The 24,819-nt window shown below is 42.9% G+C and carries 18 protein-coding genes and 3 pseudogenes; 7 read left to right on the plus strand and 14 right to left on the minus strand.

All coding sequences use genetic code 11. The annotated features are described in order from the left end of the window. Nucleotide 1: 1 nt before the first annotated feature. The 4 genes from FVA72_RS00950 (at nt 2) to FVA72_RS00965 (ending at nt 3,947) form a co-directional block, all read left to right on the plus strand. On the plus strand, nt 2-253 hold the full coding sequence (locus FVA72_RS00950) for an acyl carrier protein (RefSeq protein WP_110592711.1): 252 nt from the start codon (nt 2-4) through the stop codon (nt 251-253). Nucleotides 254-484: 231 nt separating this feature from the next. Further along, nucleotides 485-1,870, plus strand: coding sequence for an MFS transporter (locus tag FVA72_RS00955; RefSeq protein WP_110592710.1), 1,386 nt, complete (start codon nt 485-487; stop codon nt 1,868-1,870). Nucleotides 1,871-1,946: 76 nt separating this feature from the next. Continuing rightward, nucleotides 1,947-2,948, plus strand: coding sequence for a LacI family DNA-binding transcriptional regulator (locus FVA72_RS00960; RefSeq protein WP_110592709.1), 1,002 nt, complete (start codon nt 1,947-1,949; stop codon nt 2,946-2,948). 24 nt (nt 2,949-2,972) lie between these two features. Then, nucleotides 2,973-3,947, plus strand: a complete 975-nt coding sequence (locus FVA72_RS00965) for a nucleoside hydrolase (protein ID WP_110592708.1) — start codon at nt 2,973-2,975, stop codon at nt 3,945-3,947. A 40-nt stretch (nt 3,948-3,987) separates the two neighbouring features. Here the strand turns inward: FVA72_RS00965 and FVA72_RS00970 are convergent. The 7 genes and pseudogenes from FVA72_RS00970 to FVA72_RS01000 all read right to left on the minus strand — a co-directional run bounded on the left by FVA72_RS00970 (nt 3,988) and on the right by FVA72_RS01000 (nt 12,890). Continuing rightward, nucleotides 3,988-5,378: pseudogene (locus FVA72_RS00970) on the minus strand (amidohydrolase family protein). 141 nt (nt 5,379-5,519) lie between these two features. Further along, entirely contained in the window at nt 5,520-6,470 is a 951-nt protein-coding gene (locus FVA72_RS00975) for a carbamate kinase family protein (protein WP_004262965.1), read from the minus strand. A 76-nt stretch (nt 6,471-6,546) separates the two neighbouring features. Beyond that, complete coding sequence (locus tag FVA72_RS00980; RefSeq protein WP_110592707.1) at nt 6,547-8,109, minus strand: xanthine permease; 1,563 nt, start codon at nt 8,107-8,109, stop codon at nt 6,547-6,549. 261 nt (nt 8,110-8,370) lie between these two features. Beyond that, complete coding sequence (locus FVA72_RS00985; RefSeq protein WP_110592706.1) at nt 8,371-9,786, minus strand: DUF1116 domain-containing protein; 1,416 nt, start codon at nt 9,784-9,786, stop codon at nt 8,371-8,373. Further along, complete coding sequence (gene fdrA, locus FVA72_RS00990) at nt 9,786-11,336, minus strand: acyl-CoA synthetase FdrA (protein WP_004262956.1); 1,551 nt, start codon at nt 11,334-11,336, stop codon at nt 9,786-9,788. Before fdrA ends, FVA72_RS00985 begins: the two co-directional genes overlap by 1 nt. Continuing rightward, on the minus strand, nt 11,326-12,249 hold the full coding sequence (locus FVA72_RS00995; RefSeq protein ID WP_110592705.1) for a DUF2877 domain-containing protein: 924 nt from the start codon (nt 12,247-12,249) through the stop codon (nt 11,326-11,328). The genes fdrA and FVA72_RS00995 overlap by 11 nt, the downstream gene beginning before the upstream one ends. Before the next feature lie 35 nt (nt 12,250-12,284). Continuing rightward, a complete protein-coding gene (locus FVA72_RS01000) occupies nt 12,285-12,890 on the minus strand; it encodes an ankyrin repeat domain-containing protein (RefSeq protein WP_036958612.1) in 606 nt (201 codons plus the stop codon). A gap of 601 nt (nt 12,891-13,491) precedes the next feature. Here FVA72_RS01000 and FVA72_RS01005 point away from each other — a divergent pair. After that, nucleotides 13,492-14,424: a LysR substrate-binding domain-containing protein gene (locus FVA72_RS01005; RefSeq protein ID WP_096863520.1), complete on the plus strand. Its 933-nt coding sequence runs from the start codon at nt 13,492-13,494 to the stop codon at nt 14,422-14,424. 2 nt (nt 14,425-14,426) lie between these two features. Here FVA72_RS01005 and FVA72_RS01010 read toward each other — a convergent pair whose 3' ends face one another. The 4 genes and pseudogenes from FVA72_RS01010 to FVA72_RS01025 form a co-directional block, all read right to left on the minus strand. Next, nucleotides 14,427-15,284 carry an alpha/beta hydrolase gene (locus FVA72_RS01010; RefSeq protein WP_110592704.1) on the minus strand — a complete coding sequence of 286 codons (858 nt, stop codon included), beginning with the start codon at nt 15,282-15,284 and terminating at the stop codon, nt 14,427-14,429. Nucleotides 15,285-15,345: 61 nt separating this feature from the next. Beyond that, nucleotides 15,346-16,509, minus strand: a pseudogene (locus tag FVA72_RS01015) (TonB-dependent receptor domain-containing protein); the annotation flags it as partial. A 28-nt stretch (nt 16,510-16,537) separates the two neighbouring features. Then, entirely contained in the window at nt 16,538-17,194 is a 657-nt protein-coding gene (locus FVA72_RS01020; protein ID WP_004918487.1) for an IS1595-like element ISEc75 family transposase, read from the minus strand. A 47-nt stretch (nt 17,195-17,241) separates the two neighbouring features. After that, a pseudogene (locus FVA72_RS01025) lies at nt 17,242-18,126 on the minus strand (TonB-dependent receptor plug domain-containing protein); the annotation flags it as partial. A gap of 848 nt (nt 18,127-18,974) precedes the next feature. Here FVA72_RS01025 and emrA point away from each other — a divergent pair. Further along, nucleotides 18,975-20,147, plus strand: a complete 1,173-nt coding sequence (emrA, locus tag FVA72_RS01030) for a multidrug efflux MFS transporter periplasmic adaptor subunit EmrA (RefSeq protein WP_004262941.1) — start codon at nt 18,975-18,977, stop codon at nt 20,145-20,147. Between the two features lie 16 nt (nt 20,148-20,163). Next, nucleotides 20,164-21,687: a DHA2 family efflux MFS transporter permease subunit gene (locus FVA72_RS01035; protein WP_110592702.1), complete on the plus strand. Its 1,524-nt coding sequence runs from the start codon at nt 20,164-20,166 to the stop codon at nt 21,685-21,687. A gap of 37 nt (nt 21,688-21,724) precedes the next feature. On the opposite strand, the gene paaY is transcribed toward FVA72_RS01035, so the two are convergent. The 3 genes from paaY to paaK all read right to left on the minus strand — a co-directional run bounded on the left by paaY (nt 21,725) and on the right by paaK (nt 24,740). Beyond that, nucleotides 21,725-22,318, minus strand: coding sequence for a phenylacetic acid degradation protein PaaY (paaY, locus tag FVA72_RS01040; RefSeq protein WP_110592701.1), 594 nt, complete (start codon nt 22,316-22,318; stop codon nt 21,725-21,727). Nucleotides 22,319-22,339: 21 nt separating this feature from the next. After that, a complete protein-coding gene (gene paaX, locus FVA72_RS01045; protein ID WP_110592700.1) occupies nt 22,340-23,278 on the minus strand; it encodes a phenylacetic acid degradation operon negative regulatory protein PaaX in 939 nt (312 codons plus the stop codon). A gap of 151 nt (nt 23,279-23,429) precedes the next feature. Then, nucleotides 23,430-24,740, minus strand: a complete 1,311-nt coding sequence (gene paaK, locus FVA72_RS01050) for a phenylacetate--CoA ligase PaaK (protein ID WP_094960845.1) — start codon at nt 24,738-24,740, stop codon at nt 23,430-23,432. Between the last annotated feature and the right edge of the window lie 79 nt (nt 24,741-24,819).

The raw sequence follows: 24,819 nt of genomic DNA on the forward strand, positions 1-24,819 counted from the left end.
AATGACAGCACAGAATTTAATTCAGCAACAATGGGTAGAAAATAAAATTAAGGAAATCCGGACTTATTCAGGAATAACGGAATCTTTTACCATGGACTCAGCCCTAATAAGAGATTTGCATATTGATTCTTTGGAAATGTTAGAGTTGATAGCAGCCATTGAGCAATATACTAAAGTCCCTATTCAGGATGAAATTTGGATGAAATGGTATAATTTACAGGATATTGTCGAGTATCTATTGTGTGTCAAATAAAAACAGAAAGCCATGGTATTTATTCGAGCATGGCTTTTGTTTATTTATTTCCTATCGTGTTATTTCAGTCATCTAAAATTCATATTTTTGTCATCAAGTGATAACGCTCACAAAATAGCATACCCTCGTTTGCTTAATTCTACGCGCGTAGACTATCCTTTAAGTAAATAAAAAACGCCAGTTAGATTTTTTGATTAATAGGCTTCGCGCCAACACCAAGGGTTTATCACTATGGCTACACAATTAAATATCGAGGCGAGTCAACAAGCCGCGCAAGAACGGTTAAGTACGCCAGAAGGAAAAAAAGATTTCCGTCGGGCGATTTTTTCTTGTTGGTTAGGCACAACCATGGAATATGCGGATTTTGCTCTCTATGGTTTAGCAGCAGGTATTATTTTCGGTGATGTTTTCTTCCCTGATGCAACGCCTATTATGGCGCTGTTATCCAGTTTTGCAGCCTATTCAGTCGGGTTTATCGCACGTCCAATAGGTGCGTTATTTTTTGGTTGGCTAGGTGATAAACATGGCCGAAAAATGGTTATGGTCATCACGATTGCATTGATGGGGTTATCAACCACACTCATCGGTGCGATCCCCAGCCACGCACAAATTGGTGTTTGGGCACCGGTTTGTTTGGTGATCCTAAGGTTTGCTCAAGGGCTAGGAGCGGGGGCTGAACTATCCGGTGGTACTGTGATGTTGGGGGAATATGCGCCAGTAAAACGCCGTGGTTTAGTTTCTTCGATTATTGCATTAGGCTCCAACAGTGGAACATTACTGGCCTCAATGATTTGGCTGATAGTGTTACAAATGGACAAAGAAAGTTTGATGTCATGGGGATGGCGGATCCCTTTCCTTGGCAGTATTTTGATTGCATTGGCGGCATTATTTATTCGTCAACATATGCGTGAGACGCCAGTTTTTGAGCGGCAAAAAGAGCAACTTGCTGAAGAACGCCGCCTCGCATTGGAATCTGATGCTGTCGCTCACCCTGTAGATAACCGTTCATTTTGGCAAAAAACGCGGGCATTTTGGACCATGGTCGGGTTGCGTATTGGTGAAAATGGGCCATCTTATCTTGCTCAAGGCTTTATTATCGGTTATGTCACCAAAATATTGTTGGTGGATAAATCTGTGCCAACAACGGCGGTTTTAATTGCTTCAATCCTTGGTTTTGCCATCATTCCATTTGCAGGGTGGTTATCAGATAAATTTGGGCGCCGTATTGTTTATCGTTGGTTCTGTTTCCTATTGATGCTGTATGCCGTACCCGCGTTTATGTTATTAGACTCTCGCGAACCGATTATCGTTATCCCGACGATAGTGGTTGGAATGGGGTTAGCATCACTGGGTATTTTCGGGGTACAAGCGGCTTGGGGCGTAGAATTATTTGGCGTGCGTAATCGCTATACTAAAATGGCCTTTGCTAAAGAACTCGGCTCTATTTTATCCGGAGGTACAGCTCCATTAGTGGCATCTGCACTGTTGTCTTGGACAGGTCAGTGGTGGCCAATTGCCGTTTATTTTATTGCAATGGCATGTATTGGTTTAGTGACCACATTCTTTGCACCGGAAACGCGAGGCCGTGACCTAAATCTGCCAGAAGATGCGATATAAGTAAGCATGGCTGTATATAAAAGTCAGAGTGGCTGCTATTCTTTGGCAAAGTCATGTTAGAAAAAGGAATTGCTGGGTGTCAGATACAAATGACCGTAAAGTGACGCGGGTAGATGTTGCCCGCGAAGCCGGAACCTCGGTTGCGGTAGTCAGTTATGTGATTAACAATGGCCCTCGTCCTGTTGCAGAGGCAACGCGGCAAAAGGTGTTAGCAGCAATCAAAAAAACGGGGTATCGGCCAAATGGTATTGCAAAAGCCCTAGCTTCGGGGAGCACGCAAACCTATGGGTTAGTGATCCCCGATATCTCTAACCCGTTTTTAGCCTCTATTGCTCATGCCTTGCAGCGAGAAGCGTTTAAATATGGGCATGTTTTGTTGCTGGGTGATGCGGGGGATTCTCGGATTCGTGAAAAAGAACTGATTAATAACCTTTTGTTAAGACAAGTTGAAGGCCTCATTTATACCAGTGTTGACCGGCATCCCTATGTTGATTTAATTCAGTCATCAGGCACGCCTTGTGTGATGCTTGATAGGATTGAAGCCACAGAAGGGATCAGTACCATTCAAGTGAATGAGAAGCTCGCAGCCTATAAAATTACTCGTCATCTCATTAAGCATGGCTATCAAAATATTGGCATTATTTGCGGCCCAAATGAGATGCTCAATACCCAAGACCGCTTAAATGGTTGGAAAGCTGCACTCACAGAAGCTGACTTAACGATACAACAAAAATGGATTTTATCAGGGGAATATACCCGCGTTTGGGGCTACCAGGCTATCTATCAGATGCGGGAAGAGGGGTTCCCTGAAGCTATTTTTGCCACGAATGAATTGCAAGCTTTTGGCTGTTTAAAAGCCTTAGCAGAATTAAAATTACGCGTACCGAAAGACATTGCACTGGTGTGTTTTAACGGTACCGTGCAATCAGAATATACCGTTCCAACTCTCACAACTGTTCGCCAGCCTGTTGATAAAATAGCGCAAAGAGCGATACAAATTTTACAAAATTGGCCATCTAAAGAAGCCATCTGTGAAGTGGAATTTGAATTACAAATCGGGCACTCATGTGGGTGCTGATTATTTATTGTTTCAGGGAAATTTATGCGAGTGATTATAGATTGCGACCCCGGTAATGGGGTCGTTGGTGCGAATGTTGATGATGGCCTAGCACTTGCGCTGGCTATCGCTGCACCTGAAATCAAATTGGAAATGATCACCACTGTTTCGGGTAATACACCTAGCGAAATTGGCTTTGACGTTGCCAGCCATTTAGTTCATTCACTGGGTGAAAATATTCCTGTTTATCGTGGTGCATCGTCAGCCTTGGTTGAAACTAGCGCGGCATGGCGTGAACTACTCGATAACGGCGCTGAACGAGCGCAACTTACGCACCTATGGGACGGTCTTCCACCCATACCCAGTTTACCGAAGTCTATCCCAGAAGCCGCGTTACGTATTGGTGAATTAGTTTGCCAAAACCCGAAACAAATCACGATTATTGCCATTGGCCCATTAACTAATATCGCAATAGCAATGCAGCTGTTTCCTGACATGGCTCAAAACGTGGCGGAGATAGTGATCATGGGGGCGGTTTTTAACGTGCCGGGGTACTTGAAAGACACTAATTTTGGCATCGACCCTGAAGCGGCCTACGCGGTGCTTAATAGTGGAGCAAATCTGACTTTAGTGCCAATGGATGTCACCGTACAAACGCAAATGGTGCATGAGGATCTTGATAAGCTTGCTCAAATTGGTACACCACTGAGCCGTTTTCTTGTGGCAACAATGCGACCGTGGATGGACTATTCACGTGCGACTCGTCATTTAGCAGGGTGTTGGATACATGATGTGTTAACCGTGGCATGGTTATTGGATAAGAGTCTGGTGACTTATGATAAAAAGCACGTAGGTATTGAGCTACAGGGAGCGCTGCGCGGTAAAAGCTTTTGTTATGACGCACTGCGCCTACGGGTCGGAGTTCCTGAACCAAAAACAAAGCCAATTACTGTGCTGCAATCCGTAGATAACTCAGGTTTATTAGATTTAATCTTTAATACGCTCAAACTGAAAAAATAACGTGGCAAGAATAGCGTCTATAGACGCTATTCTTTTATCACTATGAAGCGGACTTTGGCATCATTCCGTGGGCTAAATGGCCTTTATGGAAGCTCGCGAACCTTGGTGAGATCCGTGCGACTGCTTCGGCAGAACAAGATGCATCAAGCAGCACAAAGCTGGCATCATCCCCTTTAGCTGGCCACACTTGTTGGCCTTTTTCATCTAACGGTAGAATATTGCCTGTTGCGATGGCCAGTGAACGGGATAGCGATAGCTCATCAGGGCGAGTATAAAGCTGCGCGTATAAATTGGCTTTTTCTAGCATATCGCCTAGGCCAAAGGGCGACCAATGGTCAATCACACTATCCGTTCCGGTCATCACAAATACCCCATTTTTATTTAGGGTTTTCAGTGGCATATGCAGTGTGCCAATTGGAACAGTTGAAGCAATGGTGATTTGCTGCTCAGCCAACTGTTTTGCCGTTTTTTCCGTTTGTTCAGGGGTGAGTGTTGCCAGTGCAAAGGCATGGCTGATGGTCACTTTACCGCGTAAGCTGCGGTTTTCATCCACCGTTTTAATCATATAATTGATAGCGGCAACGCCTGCAGGGCTCGTTTCATGCAGATGAATATCCACGCCTTTGTTGTAGTCCAATGCAATTTGGAACATCGAATCGAGAGACTTTTCCATCGCGCTATCTACATTGGTTGGGTCTAAACCGCCAACGTAATGAGCGCCCGCTTGCATGGCTTCACGCATTAAACCCTCTGACTTGGAATGTAATAAACCATGTTGCGGAAAGGCGACAATTTCGCAAGTTAGGTCTTGTTGGTGTTCACCAAGCACTTTTTGTAAGGCTTCTAAATTTTTTAAACCGGAAACGGGTTCGATATTACAATGGCTACGAGCAATGGTCGATCCTTGGGATTGGATCAGTGCGATCAGCGCATTCGCTCTTTCTTCCGTGAAAGGTTGTAATTCAGGTAGCAATTTTTGCTCTAACGCGATCATATCCATAATGGTTTTGCCTTCACGTGACTGTGGCGCTTGCCATGGCCCGCCATAGAAAGTTTTATCAAGAGGTGGATATGCATGTCACGAAAGGCCGGTAGCATCAGTTTGCCTTGCGCACTATAGGCATTTAATGTGCCATCAGCATGCTGTTTATTCGGTAAAACGGCTGCAATTTTACCGTCCCGGATTTCTACAGTGTGTAATGCGGTTTGGGTGCCGACGACCGTTGAATCTTGGTAATTAAAGCCAGTTTCGAGTAATACGTCATCGAGGTAATAATGTTTATCCGTAATACTGGACTGGCCTGCTTTTTGGCTAGTTTGGTCTTGAGCGGAGGCAAAGCCCGATACCGCGCCGAATAAAGTGCAAGCGGCTGCGACTTTAGCGCTGATGGAAAGGAACTCTCTTCTGCCTGATGATTTTTCTGCTTTCATAGAAACTCCTAGTGATATCCATTTACTGTCGAATTTCCTGTTTTTAAGCGACACTTACCCACTCAGATCGTCATCAAACGATCTGAGGAATATTGCGGTTTGCGACTAACAAAAAATTCGCATGATCCAGATTATAGAAACTTACCCTTGAACAATATGGGTTCCCGTTTCACCGCGTAAGGCTTCTGGTAGCTTTTCAGGGGTGGTGATGATCACACGTTTACCGCCATTGGCAATAAACGATAGGCTGGCTTCAATCTTCGGTAACATGCTACCCGCTGGGAAATGGCCTTCTTCCATGTAGCGTTGCATGTCGCTAGTGCTGGTTTCGCCAAGTGCTTTTTGTTCAGGTTTGCCGAAGTGAATACACACTTTTTCGACACCTGTGGTGATAATTAAAATATCGGCATTGAGCTCTTTCGCCAGTAAAGTTGTTGAGAGGTCTTTATCAATCACCGCGTCAACACTTTTGTAGCCACCATTGCCGTTATCAATGACTGGAATACCGCCACCACCTGCAGCAACCACCACATAATTGTGTTCTGTTAAAGTGCGGATCGCTTGTGATTCAATCACACGTTTTGGTTCGGGGGAGGCCACCACACGGCGGTAACCGCGACCAGAGTCTTCAACAAAATGCCAGTTTGGGTTTTCTTGCTGTAATTGCTGAGCTTGTTGCTCAGTAAAAAATGCCCCAATCGGCTTGGTTGGCGCGCTAAAGTTTGGGTCGTTTTTATCGACTTCAACTTGTGTCACTACCGTAATTGCTTGGCGGTTATGGCGTTTTGCTAAGACGTTAGTCAAAGCTTGTTGAACTAAATAGCCAATCCCACCTTGAGTATCTGCCACACAGTTAGCCAGCGGTGTTAAAGGTAAACCTTCGGTTTCGTGTGCAATTTCTGCACGGCGCAAATCTAATCCAACTTGAGGTCCATTTCCATGGGTCAAAACAATGTTGTAATTACCTTCAAGCATGTCACTAATATGATGTGCGACTTCTTGAACGGCTTTTTCTTGAGCTTCGATAGACTGGCTGTTGTTATCTTTGATAATACTGTTGCCCCCGATGGCAACAACCACGAGTTCTTTCATTGTTAATGTTTCCTGAGACAGAGATTTAGCTGATAGTAGGTGTACAGCGCACACCTACTATAAAAGGTTGGCTTAGTTACACTGACTTACTGAGTTTCTCAGATTTTTCAGCTTGTTGTTCTTCCACCGATTTCCGGCTATCTAAAAAGTGTTTGAGTACAAATAAAGCTGCCATCATGAGGTATGCGTAAACAAACATCAAGGTTGAACCAGTAGCAATTCCGACCGCTGGGGAGTGAATAATTCCGAAGAATACTAATATTGCTCCCGCTGCAGCAGCAATGGCTCCACGCAGTGGTTGGTTGAGGATAGCAAAGATAGCAATACAGCCCCATAACATACTGGCTAACGGCGCACCGTTACCTAAATGAACTAGACCTTGGTAATAAACACCTTTGTGTAGCAAGGTTTCAACACCAATTGCACTCGCAGAGGTGCCCGCCGCGCCCATGACACTATTAACCATCGTCAATGCCCAGTTAGCAATCCATGGGAATAGACAGATAAAGATAACGGGAACTTCAATTTTTGGCGTTTCTCGCACAACTTGGTTGGCGGTGACGACCCCGATAAACACCAGTATTGGCACGATAGCGGTCATTGGAATGATAGCTAACATAAAAGCGCCGATACCGAATAATGGGACGATAAACATGGTGATACCGGATGCTAGGGTATAACCCACACTAGCGCCCATGGCTTTCCAACCCGCATGGCCGACGTAAACAGTGACAGGGAATGGGTTACCCATAAAACAGCCAACTGTAGACGATAAACCGTTAGCTAACATGACCTTACGAGTATTATATTCATCACCTGCAGCATGCGCACTTTCAATATTTTCAAGGTCGAAGATATAGTTTGCTAAGCCAAGTGGTACCGCAGACGCTAAGTAAGGCAGAGCGTGTGGCAGGCCTTGGAAGAAGCTATCAATATGGATGCCCGGCGGGTTGAAACCAAATGACGCCATTGAGTCTTTGATTGCTTCCGCACTTTGCAAGCCAGAAACCCATGCCAATACCGTACCGGCAATTAGCAGCAATAAGCCAGTTGGGATGCGAGCAAAAATCGGTTTTTTACCAAACCAGTTAATGAAAATTAATAACAGCACAATGAATGAAACCGTTGGTGCTTCAAACGCTTGCAGCATCGGGTTCATCGCTAGTAACAGTAATCCTAAACCGGACAAACAGGATAACAGTACGGTGCGTGGGATCATCTTACGGATGGTTTCACCTAAGAAAGAACCACCGACGAGGATCATTGATTCGACAAAACACCAAACTAGCGCAATTTGGATCGCAAATTCAGCATTCTGTGTTGTTTGGTAGACAGGCATGATGACTAAGAACGTCACCGTAAAGATAGAAGGCGCACTGGGCCCTGATGGTAAAGCGGTGACATCATTGCGTCCAGTTTGCTTTATCATTTGCTGGCCAAAGTAAGCATAGCTCACGCTGGCAAGTAAAACAGCGAAACCAAAGGCTGGTGCGATACGGCCGTAAACAATTTCTGATGGGATGCCGACAACGAAAATCAAGAGACCCATCATGGTGAGTAGGTTGGTTAGGTTATTGGTCATTAAGCCAAAGTAGGCGGCCAAATCCCCACGTTTCCATTTTATTTTTAATATACTCATTTTAAGTGTTCCCCTGTGTACCCTTGTATACCCGTCATACTTTGAACCGCAGCGTTGTTGGCTGCATTCACTTGTCCTAGTCACATACCTATATATGCTCCTAGGGTCTCGTTTACTTGCCGCCTAGCTGCAATTCAAATTATTTAGGGTATGTTCCTATATTTTGAGTTACAGCACTGTTTTTCAAATAAAATCAATCAGGGTATTCGTTCTATTTTTATTGCCCGACTTTAGTCGGGCGTTATTTTTTCTTACTGGAAACTAAGCGTATTTTTGTGCGTAGGCCAACATCGCTTTTTCAAAGCAATCAAACGGCGGGTGAACAATACCTGCCCCAATCATACCGATGCCCGCATCTTTATGGGCAATGGCTGTGTTGATAACAGGTAAAATACCACTGGCTGAAACCTTCGTAATATCAATAGCTGTAGGGATACCCATAAAGCCCAGTAATGGAATAGTCACGTTCGGGTTCTCACCTAAGGTGATTTCACGCATTTGGCGAGAGAAATCGACCGCTTCTTCTACCGTACCGCCAACGAGTGCCACAATAGCTGGCGCTGTTGCCATAGCAAAACCGCCAATACCGTAGGTTTCTGTGATTGCGGAGTCACCGATATCTAAACCAGAGTCTTCAGGTTTGTAGCCTGCAAACATTGGGCCGATAACTTGCTGAGAAGGCCCTGTGAACCATTGACCTGGTAGTCCACTAATGCGTAAACCAAATTCATAGCCATTACGCGCCATGGTCGTGACAACAGTGCTGTATTCGATACCGTGAGCCGCATCCATTGATGCTTTACACATCGCCATCCACGTTGGGCCGGAGAAGTAATCGCTGCTTGCAACAAAATCAAATACTTCTTTTTGCTGGGCGACAGAGAAATCAGTTTGAATGATCCCTGTTGTAAGCGCTTGAATCAGTAAGGTTGTCCCTGCATTGTTGCGGTTATGGCACTCATCGCCCATATGCAGTGCTTGAGCAAGCATCAAACGCAGGTCGATTTCACCAACGATTTTCATTGCGTCGCGCAGCATTGGGCCTAATACATCACGCATCCAATTTAAACGGTCTATTACACTTTGGTCATTGGCACCCATGCGCAGGATTTTCGCCATTTGCTCACTGAGGTTAGTGAATGCACGGTTGCCATAGGTTTTATTTTCAACGATATGCATAAACATCGATGCTGAAGTGACACCAGCCATCGAACCTACACAATCGTGTTCATGGCAAGGGGAGAAAATGATATCTCCCGAGGCCGCAACACGTTCTGCATCGGCTAAGTCTTTCGCTAAGCCTTCAAAAACCAGCGCTCCCGTCACCGCACCTTTCATAGCGCCACACATATCTTTCCAAGCAACCGGTGGGCCTGCGTGTAGGATAGTATTTTTGGTCATGCCCGGAACCACATTAATCGCTTGGTCGTAACCGATTAACACAGGTTGAGATTGAATAATGCGCTCAAGCGCTTGGGCATTGGCGGCCGCAATTTTTTCTTGTAGTGCGGCATCACCTTCAATTTGGTCGAGGGCGCGGATAACCGCAACGTTGCCTTGTCCGGGAGGAGTCCAGTTTAAATGCGTAACTGGAACATGTTGTTTTTTTAGGTCATCACTGAACATTTCGATGCCAACATTGATGACATTTAATGGCTGCTTAAATAATGAAGTCATTATGCTTTCTCCCCTTTCCATACAAACTCACGCCCTAATAAACCAGTATTGGTGCTGCTACTTGCCCAGATAACGCCGGCATCTGTTAGCATTTTGACCTGCGCATCCATCGACGGTGTGTCTTGGTCAGTACCCAGCACATAGCCTAAAATTTCTAATTCACGCCCATCTTGTTTGGCAATATTCTTCGCTTCTTTAATTGCGTCGATCATCACGCCTACTGGGTCTTCGTGAGAACCAAAGCCCAAAACGAAGTCCATCATAATGACGCCAACTTCAGGGTCGCGAGCCTCTTGTAATAAGCGTTCAATGCGGTTGGTAGGGTCGATCATTGGGTGCGGTTTACCGTTGGTAAAGTCGTCATCACCAAAGTCGAGGAAAGTGTGTGCAATACTTTTGTTGAGGTCTTTTAAGCGATAATCAGGGTTTGGCTGAATATTGCTGTAAACATCATCGTATTTTTCCAAGGCGGCAAACATGGCTTCATCGCATAGCGTTCCACCACAGAATAAGCCACGAATATATTTCTGCTCAGGTTTCAGTTTTGCTCTGACTTCGTCAATAAGTGGTAAATTAAGAGGGTGTAAATCTAAATCTTCTTTGCGAATACCGGTTAATAGAACGGCTTTCAGTGCGGCTTCTTTGGTGCCCTGAGCAAAGGTTAGACCGGGTTTGTCTTCTGGTAGTGGTTGGCTACCTAAGAAACACACAACAACCGGTTTGTGGCATTTTTCCGCTTGTTCTAACACTTTTTTCGCAACGTTAGGAGCTGGTGGCTTAGAGATCAATGCGATAACTTGGGTTTCATCATCCGCATCGAGCATTTTCAGGGCGTCAATCATCATGATACCGCCAATTTTCTCGCTTAAATCGCGACCACCAGTACCAATTAATTGGGAAACCCCTGCGCCAAATTCGTGAATACGGACGCTAAGTTCTTGGCTACCCGTACCGGATGCACCGATGATGCCAATGCTGCCACGGCGAACGCTATTACCAAAGCACAGCGCGGTTCCGTTGATAATGGCAGTTCCACAGTCAGGGCCCATCATCAGTAAGCCTTTTTTGCTAGCCAGCTGTTTAAGTGCGAGTTCATCTTCAATGGAGACGTTATCGGAAAATAGCATGACATTGAGGTCATTTTCTAACGCAATGCGTGCTTCACGGGCAGCAAACTGACCATTTACTGAAATGACGGCAAGGTTGGCATCTGGGATATGTGTTTTCGCTGAATTAATGGTGGCGTATTTGGCTTCATGCTGCCCGCCGCCTTGATTTTTCTTATTAAATAAATCTTCGATAGCAATTAATGTGGCTTCGTTAGCTTCATCACTTGGGCCTTTAATGACAATCATTAAATCGCCATTTTTAGCCTCTTCTAATTCAGGTGTTAGTAAACCTAAATTACGTAAAACACCTTTGTTCATCTCTGTTGCCATTGCGACGAACGCTTGCTCAACATTGTCGAGTTGATTGGCTTTTGTCGAAATAGACATCAGTGATACGGAATCAAAATAGGTATTCTTTTTTATGACAACTTTAGTCGACATAGTTTTCTCCGAAATAATGGGTGATATACAGGGCATCTCGCAAGCCAAATAGCATGTCGCTGCCAGAACTCGACCCGATATTTAAAATCTGTAAAAATTGTGGATAAATATTTGTTTCTTTCGCATCAACTAATGATTGAATTAATTGCTGCATATTTTCGCGATATTCTCGGTTTAATGCTTTTTCTAATGTGATGGCACTGATTGGTGTCGTCTGGCTTAAGCTTTGGGTTATTCCTTGATAAAACTCAGGGTAAAAAGTGGCAGCCGGGTGACCGGTTAATAATAAAAATGCCATTAACCCAACTAAGTAATCATCTCCTGATGGTGTTAGCCCGATACCTAATCCAACAAACTGGCGGATCACATAAATAATATTTTCTTTATTTTTCTTAATTATTGACTCAATCAATTCAGAGCGTAATTGAACCAATTGCTCTGTCATAGAGAGATAAAAAAAGTTATCCCCCTGATATTTAAATAGAGAATTTTTATTTTCAGTTAAGATTAAATCCAAATTACTTATTTGTTCTTCGATATATAATAAATAATTTGATTTCTTCAGTTCGTTATCACTAAAGTTGATAACTGGTTGCCGCCATTCTTTACATAAAGAAAATGATATTAAATAATGACTACCAATCAATATTTCTTTATTCGATAAATTAATTGTCTCTCCTTCTTTAATATCGAAAAGAGAAAAGTCTTTATTGATTAATCGGCAACTATTTGGTGCATTATCTAATTGAGAACAAAGCAAAGTATAAAGTACATTATCAATAGAAAAGTTAATGGCTTTATTAAATACTTGTTCTACCGTTCCTTGGGGTTGTGGCTGATTTAACAGATTGAGAAAATGTGTATCAGCCGTTAGCCCGTATAACCTTTGCCGATGAGATATGGATGCGTTCACATGCCTCCTTATCCTATTTAGAGTCTATGATTTCGCTAGGCTCCAGCTGCAATCAGTAACTCAGCAATCTCGTTATAGCCTTTTTCACGAGCTAGCTCTAATGGTTTTTTACCATATTTATCAGTCATGTGAGGGTTTGCGCCATGGTCTAATAGCAATTTAACGATTTGCTGCTGTTTTTCGCCACCGTCGTTGAGTACGATAGCTTCTAATAGTGGTGTCCAACCTACAAAGTTGGTGTGGTTGACATTAATATCGGTTTTTTCAAGTAATTCACGAACAATTTCTACATGGCCTTTTTCACTAGCAGGTGTAATTCCCACACCACCAAAACGGGTCAATAAATCTAAATTTGGTTTTGCAGGCAAGACAATACGCAATAAAGTGAGGTCATTATTAAGGCAACTTAATAAGAAAGGGTTAAAACACGTTTGGTCTTGTTTATTAATATCCGCCCCTGCATTAATCAGAAAAGAAACACATTCATAATGTTTATTTAGGCTGGCATTGACGATAGCTGTACGGCCCTGACGGTTGGTGGTATTAATATCTACACCTTTTTCAAGACAACTTTTTAATATTTCTAATTGTCCTTGTTCAGCGGCGGTTAAAAAATCGTGAGCGAGAGTACTAGCGGTCATCATTTTCCCCTTAGGTTGGTTTTTATTACCAACATAGATAAAGACAATTTAAAGGTGACTTCGAATATATAATGATTAGAGCATAGCAATTGTCATTAATAAAAAGAATCCGTTTAAATTTAATTCATCAATGAGGCGTTTGATTGTTGAATTAAATTCAATAATCCGGCTTTTTTGTGCGTGTGAGCATTATTTTTAATCGTTATTTGATAGTTTATGGCCGTTTTTTGACCCGAATTGTGTGATTTTCTTTGTTAATTAAAATCGAAAATCATGATTTACTCAGTTCTGTGATAGACATCAAATTGAAAGTTTTTAATTTGTTAAATTTGTAATTTTATTGATCGCAATCGTATCGAATGTTAATACTTGGTTTGCCTATTTAATTCAATAATATTAGGTATTTCGAATATTAATAGTTACTTTAAAGGTGTGGTTTTTACTTGGCGAAAATGCATATCAAATTTAATCTATTCCAGTTGTTAATAATTCTGTTAAGCTATAAAAATGTGCTCGAAAAATAATCTGATTTTTACGTTATTGAATTTTATTCACATAAAAATATGATTTGTCTAAATTTTAAACATTTTTGGCGGTGGGTATGAACTCAATTTTTACGGAAGAAAACTTACTGACTTACACAACAGCGGCGAAGTTTGCGAGTTTTAGTAAAGCAGCAGAAGAGTTAGGCGTGACCACCTCCGCGGTGAGTTATACCATCAAACGTATCGAAACCTATTTAGATGTGGCGTTATTTATTCGTAATACCCGTAATATTGAACTCACCGAAGCCGGTTATTATTTTTATCGCAAAGCAACCGACTTGCTTAATAATTTCCATTCCATTCAAAAAAGTATTTATTCCATTGAGCAAGGTATTGAAGCGCGGGTACGTATTTGTATTAATCAGTTATTATATACGCCGTACCATACCGCTAGGTTATTACAAATATTAAAAAAACAGTTTGCTACCTGCCACATTACAGTGACAACAGAGGTGTACAATGGGGTTTGGGATGCGATTATTAATAACCATGCGGATATTGCGATTGGCGCTCCGGGTACTTTGATGGATGGCGGTGGAATTGATTACACTGAAATTGGTGCGATTCACTGGCAATTTGCTATAGCGGCAACTCACCCTTTGGCGCTGATGCCAGAGCCTATCGCTGAGAGCCAGTTGCGTCTTTATCCAAATATTATGGTAGAGGATACCGCGCATACCATTAATAAGCGGGTGGGTTGGCTACTACATGGGCAAGAGGCAATTCAAGTTCCTGATTTTAATACTAAATGCCAGTGTCAGATACTCGGTGAAGGGATTGGCTTTTTACCCGATTATATGATCAAAGAACATGTTAAACATGGCCTGTTGGTAACAAAACAAATTCAGAACCCACGACAAGACTCCCATATGCTATTAGCCACACAACATTCGGCTACTGGGCTTGTGACGCAGTGGATACGCAAAGAATTTGGCGAAAAGGGGGTTCTAGCAGACCTCTACAGCGATCTCCTAAAACCCATCAATTAGTCTTATTGGCTAGCGACATCAAGGGCTTTATCGATGGCGTCAGGGATCACTGAACCGTGGTTTTTGCCGTCGAACAACATAAATTCACAGTGCCTTTGGTGGTTTGCAATTTCAGTGCAAACTTGGCGTGTGCTAATCCAACTTTTGCGCATTTGGTAATTTTTCACCTGTTCGGTGCTGAGTTTGGATAAATCAGGGCTCTCTTCTAAACCACCTAAAGTCACAAACAGGGGGGAACTGGCCTGTTTAGCTGTCAATTTTGCTAAATCCACCATACTTCCTTTGCCCCACCATAATGACGGGCTGGCAGAAACATAAAACTGGAAATCATCCGGCTGTTGCTGGTATGCCATCAAGGTAAATAATCCACCAAATGAATGGCCAAATAGGGTTTGCTTGCTTTTATCAATAGGAAACTGTTGTTCTGCCCATGGGCGGATTGTGTCAGTTAAATATTGGTATAGCGCAGGGGAGCCGCCCCCTTGTTTAAAATCTTCACCGGCAACAGGTGGGGTATAGTCGTAAGTTCGCCATGCTTTAGGAAAGGCTTCATCGATTGGGTAACCAATTCCAATAATAATCGGTAGTTTATCCACGGGGAGCTTTTCAACAGCGCGATTAACGGCTTTAGGATATAAGCCATTGCCATCAAGCATATACAGGACAGGGCGTTGTGCGGTGATATTATAGGGCACTGCACTGTAAATGCGCAGCGCACGGTTACCGTAAGTCATATCCGTTTGTTGGATATCATAAAATTGGCTGACTTGCTCGTCCATACTCGGGATAGTCTGGCTTGGGCGGGAAAATGCGGAACTGGTCATACACAGCAATATGCCACTTAATATGATTTTATTCATTTATTGAGTCTATTTAAGGGTTTTGAGGGTATACCTGAAACAGGCATACCCTCAGAGTTAATTAGAAACTAACGTTAACGTTCGCCCAATAACGGCGTCCGTCTTCAACATCCCAGTTGCCATCAACTTTATCAATTTTAGGTCCTTTTTCATTACCAATATTTAGCACCGCAAAGTTCAGTTTAGTGTTTTTAAATAATTGATAGGTTGCGCCGACATCCATAGTGGTATAGCCACTACGATAGCGAGGCACTTTAGAACCATTACGTTGTGCTGCCCACACCTGTTTTCCTTCATAATGCGCACGTGTGTATAAAGTGAGATCTTCATTGAAGTTCCAATCCAATTTCGCATTAGCAATATGTTTTGGTGTTTTATCCAATGGATAACCTTTTAAGGAAATACCGTTACCTAATTTCTCATCATCACTTTTACGTTCGGAATCGGTGTATGTGTAATTTAGGTTGAGGTTCCAATCCTGTGCGATAGGAATACCTGTTGCAACTTCAACACCTTTGATGTTCGCTTTACCCACATTATCGTAGGTATATAACGTGAGGTTAGGGTGGTTAGGATCGGCTTGATTAAGTGAGTAGCTAGTTAGCTTGTTTTTGAAGTCGGTATTAAAGAACGTTAAGCTCGCATTAAAGCCAGATTCATGGTTATAGGCAATACTGATTTCTTCACTAACACTTTTTTCCGGTTTGAGGTCTGGATTACCGTAGATAATCCCGTTACCACCTTGGGTAGAGGTGCCATAGCCTTTACTGATTTCACGTAATGTAGGTGCACGGAAAGCTGAAGAAACGCCCCCTTTAATGGTGATCTCATCCGTCAGATAATAAACGGCATAACCCCTTGGGTTCCAATGGTTGCCATAAGTTTCGTGGTGATCTAAACGTAGTCCACCGGTTAAGATCAGATCATCCGTTGCGGTAAATTCATTTTCGACAAACAGTGCTGATTGATCGACTGACATACTGGTTTTTTCCATTACGCCTTTTGAGACCAAGGAGCTGTCTTTGAGTTTTGAGTACTGATATTGCCCGCCGACGGTTAAGATGTTGTCCGGCAGGAAAGCCACCACTTTTCCATCAACAACGGTATTGGTGATTTCGGGTACGCGGTCTTCATAACCGCCTTCCCAATGCCCTGTTGTTTGATTACGGTCTTGGGATTTTATTTTACGTTTGGTTTTTTCTTGGTAAACACTGAGTTCAGTATTAAAAAGAAGGGGCTGTCCTAGATAAGGTTTAAATTTTACCTTTAACTATCTGTTTTAGCATAGTTAATTGTTGTTTTGCACTAGGTGTGTTAAATCGCCATTCACACTCTTTTAAATACAGCTCAAAATGAGCCTTCGGAATACCGTTAAATTTACGCATGTGACGCTTCGCTTGGTTCCAAAAATTCTCTATGCCATTGATGTGATTTTGCCGGTCTTTTTTGTCGACAAACTGGGTGCTGTGATTGATCCTGTAATGCTTAAAATCGCTCACATCCAGTACGTCATAACTGGCAAAATTATCTGTGTAGACGATGCTGTCAGGGTAAATTTTTGACTCAATTATTGGCAGTAATGTCCGCGATTTAGCATCGGGTATGACCTTGGTATAAACCTTGCCACCACGCTTGAGAAGCCCGAAAACAGGCACTTTTCCAGCTGCCCCTCTACCGCGCTGACCTTTACGACGCCCCCCAAAATAACTTTCGTCCAATTCAATCTCGCCATCAAACCAAGTGTGCTTATCAACGTGCTCAGCTATCAGCACTCTGAGGCGATGGAAATAGTAAGCGGCTGTATTTCTGTGGACACCAACTAACTCTGCGGCAATACGGGCTGTGGAGCCAGCAATAAACAGCTCAAGTAACCGTGCTTGTTTATACTGACTGAGTCTACTTTTTCTCATGGAACTATCCTAGATGATCTTAGTTATCTAGGACAGCCCCTAAAAGAATCCCACTCACCTTTATAAGTCAGAGCTGCATGGTTGCGGTCATTATGCCACTCTTCTTTGGAATTATATTGCTTGTCCCCACCACGAATTTCATATTCAGATCCAGATTTACCTGGTGTCGATGTTTTCTCTTGGGTGCTACGACCCGCTTCTAATAAGAACGTTTGGTTCTCTTGTGGTGTAAAGGTTAATTTGGCTGTTAAGCTGCGGTTATCACGTTGATGATGACCTTCTAAGATTTTATCTTCCTGACGGTAGTTACCACCACCATACAATTGCAGGCCGAGTTTATCTTGAATTAATGGGCCAGATAGGTAGAAGTTACCGTCGGTTGAATTACCGCTATCACTATTTTCTTGGATAATCGCACCCGTTGTGACGCTACCATGCCATTCATTGGTCACTTTTTTGGTGATGATATTGATAACACCACCCATCGCATCAGAACCATACAGGGAGGACATAGGACCACGGATCACTTCGATGCGTTCAATCGCTTCGACAGGTGGCATAAAGCCCGCTTCAAAACCACCGCTCCCATTTGGACGTGATTCACGGCTGTTTTGACGACGTCCATCGACCAATATCAAAGTATATTCGCCGGGTAAGCCACGGATATTAATATCTTGTTTGTTGGCAGCACCAACGATACTCACCCCTTCCACGTCTTTAACGGCATCGGCGAGGTCACGGACAGGTTTATTTTGTAATTGGTCTGCACTGATCACGGTCACACTAGCAGGAGCATCACGCAGTTGTTGCGAGAAGCCTGACGCACTGACGACCATGGTATCTGTTTTATTGTCTGCTGCTGTAGCGCTAAATGAAGATAAAGCCGCACAAACACCGGCGGCAATAAGGGTGTAGTGATATTGCAAAGTCATAGTTATCCCTAGTAAATATAAATGAGAATGATAATTATATTGTTTGCGAATATTATCACTAAAACATATCAAAAATAAATAATGAGCTAGCTAATTTATGAGCAATATTTGATCTCAGCTAAGAATTTTCACTTACGGTGTTTCCCCCCTTTTACCGTTTTGACCAAGCGTGACGAAAAATTAAGGCTTAACTTTGGTTTATGGTGTTTATCGGTGTGTAAATCTACTCTAGTGCCAACGTTCACTAAAAAAATTTGAGTTATATGAAACATACATTCAAAATTAGCCCGTATCCTTTGGGATATCCTCGTTAACCCAATGAATAATATTAAGTACTGGTAAAGAGATAAAAGCTGCCCGAAAGGCCAGCAATTACCAACGTACTTCGTTACTCTGTTAAGCACCGTATTGAGTTTATTAATGTTGTATTGATGAGGACAAAAATGAAAATCGAGACAATCAGTGGTATTAAAAAGCAAGCGGCAGCCCGTGATCAAAAATGAAAACTCCAAGTTAAGAAATCATAAATATAGCCTAATAAATAGGGGCTTCACATCTAAAAAAGAATGTCGATAATTGAATGATTGATTTTTATTACGAGTAAATATTATTTAATATATTTTTAATTTTCACTTTCAATCTAATTAAGAATGATTTTGATTAAATTGATAATAAACATCAATTTAATGCTTGATTTGATTTGCTTTTAATTAGTTGTTTTATATCAATGAATTAATGGTTTTTTGTTGGGATTAATTTGATTGTAAATTATTAGCTATTGCTTTATTACATATAGTTCGTAAATATATAGGAAGAATTAATATTGATTTCAGAACTTGAGAGTTATTATGAGTCAAGATACCCATTCAGAAACACATAATCAAAAAACGACGAATGAAAAACGCAGAACAATATGGATGGTGATAGCCACAATAATTATCATTCTATTATTTGTAGCCTACGGTGCTTATTGGTTTTTAGTTTTACGCTTTCAAGAATATACCGATGATGCCTATGTATCTGGCTTGCAAATCCCGATAGTTGCGCAAACAACGGGTAATGTTACTCAAGTTAACTTTGAAAACACCGACTTGGTAAAGGCGGGTGATGTACTCGTTGTATTAGATAAAACTAACGCCCGCTTAGCATTCGAACAAGCCAAACATGATTTAGCAACAACCGTGCGCAAAACCAAAGAGCTCTATATCAATGGTGATGAATATCAAGCGCAAATTCAAAAAAACCGGGTGACACTTGCGCAAGCTCAAAAAGATTATCAACGTCGTGTGGCTTTAGGCCGCAGCGGTACCATTTCGAAGGAAGACCTACAGCACTCCCAAGAAGCGGTACAACTTGCTCAGGCAGCTCTGGATATTTCTATTCAACAATACAATGCCAATCGTGCATTGTTGCGTAATACAGAGCTCAAAAAACAACCAGCAATTCAGCAAGCGGCTGATAGCGTACGCAGTGCGTGGATAAACTTACAACGTACTGAAATTAAAAGCCCGATGACGGGGTATGTTTCACGGCGGAATGTTCAAGTCGGTTCTCAAGTCAGCCCACAAAGCTCTTTAATGGCCATTGTGCCTGTCCAGCCTGTTTGGGTAGATGCAAACTTCAAAGAAACCCAACTGGAAAAAGTCCGTATTGGGCAACCCGTGACGATTAACAGTGATTTTTACGGAGATGATATCGTTTATAACGGTACCGTTGTCGGGCTTGATATGGGAACCGGCAGTGCTTTCTCATTATTACCCGCCCAAAACGCGACAGGGAACTGGATTAAAGTCGTACAGCGCTTGCCTGTACGTGTTGAATTAGACCCTGAGCAGGTGGCGAAGCACCCATTACGCATTGGGTTATCCATGAATGTCACCATAGATATTAAAGACCAGAATGGCCCTGTTTTAGCGGAAGTCCAGCGTACAGCACCAGCATTTGAAAGTGATGTGTTGGTCTTAAACTTAAGTGATGTCGACCACATCATCGACACCATTATTAGCGATAACGCAGACTAGCTTGAAAGGAGCCGTTGTGGCAGATATTCAACCACTTAAGGGTGCAAAACTGGTATGGGCAACCATTGCGTTGTCCCTTGCGACCTTCATGCAGGTGCTTGATTCCACGATTGCTAACGTGGCTATCCCGACTATTGCCGGTGACCTTGGGGTTTCTATGTCTCAAGGGACATGGGTGATTACCTCTTTTGGCGTATCGAATGCGATTTCAATTGCCATTTCTGGTTACTTAGCGAAGCGTTTTGGTGAAATCCGTGTTTTCTTATGGGCAACGGCACTTTTCACATTATTTTCATTACTTTGTGGGTTTTCCGATAGCCTTGGTATGCTGATTTTATACCGCGTATTGCAAGGGGCCGTCGCCGGGCCAGTGATCCCGCTTTCACAAAGCCTTATCATGCGTTGCTATCCGCCAAAAATGCAAAATATGGCGTTAGCATTTTGGTCGATGACGATTATTTTAGCCCCAGTATTCGGTCCTATTTTTGGTGGTTATATTAGTGATAACTTCCATTGGGGCTGGATATTCTTTATGAATGTGCCTTTAGGCATTTTCGTCATTATTGTCGGCTCAATTATCCTAAAAGGGATGGAGTCGACGGTTGTGAAAGTGCCATTCAATGTGATTGGTTTGGCACTACTTTCTGTGGGAGTTGGTTGCTTACAAGTTCTGCTCGACAAAGGTAAGGAACTGGGATGGTTGGCGTCTAATGAAATTGTTATCTTAGCCGTTGTTTCAGCGATTGCGTTGGTATTTCTCGTTATTTGGGAACTCACAGATAAAAACCCAATTGTCGAATTATCGTTATTTAAATCGCGCAATTTTACCATCGGAACGATTTCTGTCAGCTTGGCATATATGGCCTATTTCGGTGCTATTGTCTTGTTGCCGCAACTTTTACAGGAAGTTTATGGCTATACGGCAACATGGGCAGGGCTCGCATTGGCACCCATTGGCTTATTGCCTGTGTTGTTCTCGGCTCCAGTGGCAAAATTATCCGATTTTCTCGATATTCGCTGGATAGTGACCTTTAGCTTTGTATTCTATGCAATTTGCTTCTTCTGGCGTGCATATACTTTTGAACCGAGTATGGGCTTTTCTGCTGTGGTTTGGCCGCAATTGGTACAAGGGATGGCTGTGGCTTGTTTCTTTATGCCACTGACTACATTGACACTTTCAGGTTTACCGCCGGAAAAACTCGCTTCCGCGTCGAGTTTAGCTAACTTCTTCCGTACCTTAGCGGGTTCAATAGGGACTTCCATTACCACAACGCTGTGGAGTGATAGAGAAGCCGTGCATCATAGCCAATTAACGGAATTTATTACCGATTACAATCCTGAATCTTTAGGGATGTATAAAGAAATGGCCGCTCATGGGTTGAGTACCGAACAGACTTCCGGTTTTATTGCCCAGCAAATTACTAGCCAAGGGTTAATTATTGCTGCAAATGAGATTTTCTGGTTATGCGGTTGGGTATTTATTGCGCTGATTATTACCGTTTGGTTTGCTAAGCCACCATTTGGCAGTAATGCGAAATAATTAATGGATGGGGCTACGTATTTTAGCCCCATCTAGCTTATAACTGGGATTTAGGGATAACATTCTCGAAACTTAGAGTGGGTCGGTTCGTTTCGGTTTCTTGGAGAGGCTCGACTTCTTTAAAGGTGTTTAAGCAGCGTGTGACTAAGTTTTGATAATCTTTAGTTCCGCTGGTTTTCCAGGCAATTTCTTTGTCTGATAAAGCGCGCAAGACTTTGGCTGGAGTACCGACAATTAAACTATTTTCTGGAAAGATAGCTTCAGCTTTGACGAAGGCGCATGCGCCCACTATGGAATTTTCGCCAATTACGGCTCCATCCATAATTACACTATTCATCCCGACTAGCGCATTACGTTTGATATGGCAGCCATGCAAAATTGCCCCATGACCAATGTGCCCATTTTCCTCGACTATCGTTTCATATTGCGGGAAACCGTGCATGACACAATTATCTTGCACATTGGCACCATTTTTAATGACCAAGCGACCAAAGTCCCCACGTAAGCTGGCGTTTGGGCCAATATAGACATTTTTGCCAATAATAACATCACCAATCACCACAGCAGTAGGGTGCACAAAACTTTCAGGGCTTACGACGGGCGTAATACCATCTATTTGATAAAAAGGCATACAGGCTCCTGTAATGTGTATTTAGGCGGCTATATCTCTGAGTACTCCACCAAAGCGGCGATAATAAGCGCTGGATGGCTGAGGTAGTTCGCCAACCGTCGTTTCGCACTGTTCAGAAACATATTGGGTTGCCGCTTGATCAATGCGTTGATAAATATTGGTGCAAAGATGGCGAGCAATATGGCCTTCCCATTGTGTAGGAAGGAGTTCATCAGGTAATAACGGGTCTTTAAGCGTGACACGTCGGTAGAAGTGGATCAGTAACAAACGTAGCTGAAAGCAGTGTTCAGGGGAAATCTGTGCGTCAGTATTTTCTTTAAGGAGTAGTGCAAGTGGCCTAAATAAGGAAATAAACTGATGGTAATGCTCTGAAATTTCTTGCAAAGACCAAGCGTGTGAAACCAGTTCTTTGAGGTTTTTTTCTGAGCGGCTATAGGGGTAATCGGCATGAAAATAAATGGCATTTTCCGTAGCATTGAGTTCATTAAGTAGTGTCGGTACATCACTTTGTGCACAGCTTGGTGCCGCCATGAGTGACGTGTTAAATTGCCCGAAACCGAGCCAACTCAGTTCCTTTTTTAGCCTAATTTTTTCGTCTTTATCAGCCGCTTCGAGGAGTAGTAAATCCCACTTTCCATTCCAATCAGGGTGCCCTGCGAGGTAAATTTTATTTTCTGCTCGGCGAAACCGACTTTGCCCACGCTCAGAAATGCGGTAATAGCTGCGACGGCCGATTTTTTCTACATCGAGCCAACCTTCTTTTTGTAAACGGAAAACGGAGGTTCGAACAAAGCGGTCAGTAAAGCCCATCGGTTCTAACAGCTTAGTTAAGCTTCCTAGCCACACTTCACCACCACGATGGTGCAAAGCATCACCATAGAGTGAGCTAATTAGAGACGTACCACTAATGGGCTGGCTTGCTATTGCATGTTGTATGAATTGGCTAAGTTTATTTTCCATTTATATTTCATCTATAAAATTTATGTATCAGAAGGCTTACTGAATAGTAGACATAAATTTAAAGGTTGTCTTCCATTACCTGTTTTGAACACTTTCTCAGAGATTAAGGCATATCAGAGTAGTTCATCTCAATATGCCTTAATAATTTGAATTAAATCGCAATTCTAGTATCAATTACTCGTTCGGCTTTGCCTTGAGAACGAGGGATATCGCCGCAATTGACAATACTAATACGGGTGCTAATGCCAACCATGGATTTGATTCGGTGCTTTAAATGGTGGCAGATATTACAGCGTTCATCATAAGTGAGTTGTTCAGGGTGTTTGAGCTCAACACGGACAGATAAGTTGTCCATATTGCCTTGGCGACCAATCTCTAACTGATAGTGGGGAGAAAGCTCCTTAAACTGCATAATTTGTTCTTCAATCTGAGAAGGGAACACATTCACGCCGCGAATAATCATCATGTCATCTGAACGACCGGTGATTTTACCAATTCGACGCATATTACGATTTACCCCCTGCATAAGGTGGGTGAGGTCGCGAGTTCGGTAACGAATCACAGGCATAGCTTCCTTTGTCAGGGTAGTAAACACTAACTCACCATGTTCACCCGCCCCCAAGGTTTTTAAGGTATTGGGGGAAATAATTTCGGGATAAAAATGGTCTTCCCAAATCGTTGGGCCACTCTCTCCTGAGTCTGCACACTCCATAGCGACACCAGGCCCCATGACTTCAGATAAACCGTAAATGTCCAATGCCTTAATACCAAGGCGGGTTTCAATTTCTGTTCTGAGGGATTCTGTCCAAGGTTCAGCGCCAAAGACACCCAATCTAAGTGAGCACTTACTAGCGTCTCCACCCATGATTTTTTCAAGCTCATCAATAATACTCAGGCAGTAAGATGGAGTTACCATGATCACATCGGGTTTGAAATCCGCGATTAGTTGCGCTTGTTTTTCAGTTTGCCCACCAGACATAGGAATAACTGCGGCTCCTAGGCGCTCCGCACCATAGTGGGCACCTAGGCCTCCGGTGAATAAACCATAGCCGTAAGCAACATGGACTTTATCGCCTCGGACAGTGCCCGCAGAACGTAAACTACGTGCGATCAGGTCAGCCCAGTTATCGATATCCCGTTGGGTGTAACCCACCACTGTTGGGCGCCCAGTCGTTCCCGAAGAGGCGTGAATGCGGATGATTTGGTCCATTGGCACGGCAAAGGTGCTAAATGGGTAGTTTTCACGTAAATCCTGTTTGGTCGTGTAAGGGAATTTTTCGATATCACTCAGTTGTTTGAAATCGTCAGGGTGTACACCCGCATCATCGAATTTTTTACGATACATGGGGACGTTTTCATAGGCGTGAGTGAGTGTCCACTTCATTCTAGAGTACTGTAAAGACTCGATCTCATCCCGCGATGCAAATTCAATTGGGTCGATGCTATCTTGTATATTGCTCATAATTGCCTGTCCTCATAATTATTATGGTCACCAGTTCACGTGAATAAATGACGTTTCTGGTATTTGCCTGAGCAGGTGT

Source organism: Providencia sp. PROV061 (assembly GCF_011045655.1).
GTDB lineage: Bacteria > Pseudomonadota > Gammaproteobacteria > Enterobacterales > Enterobacteriaceae > Providencia > Providencia hangzhouensis.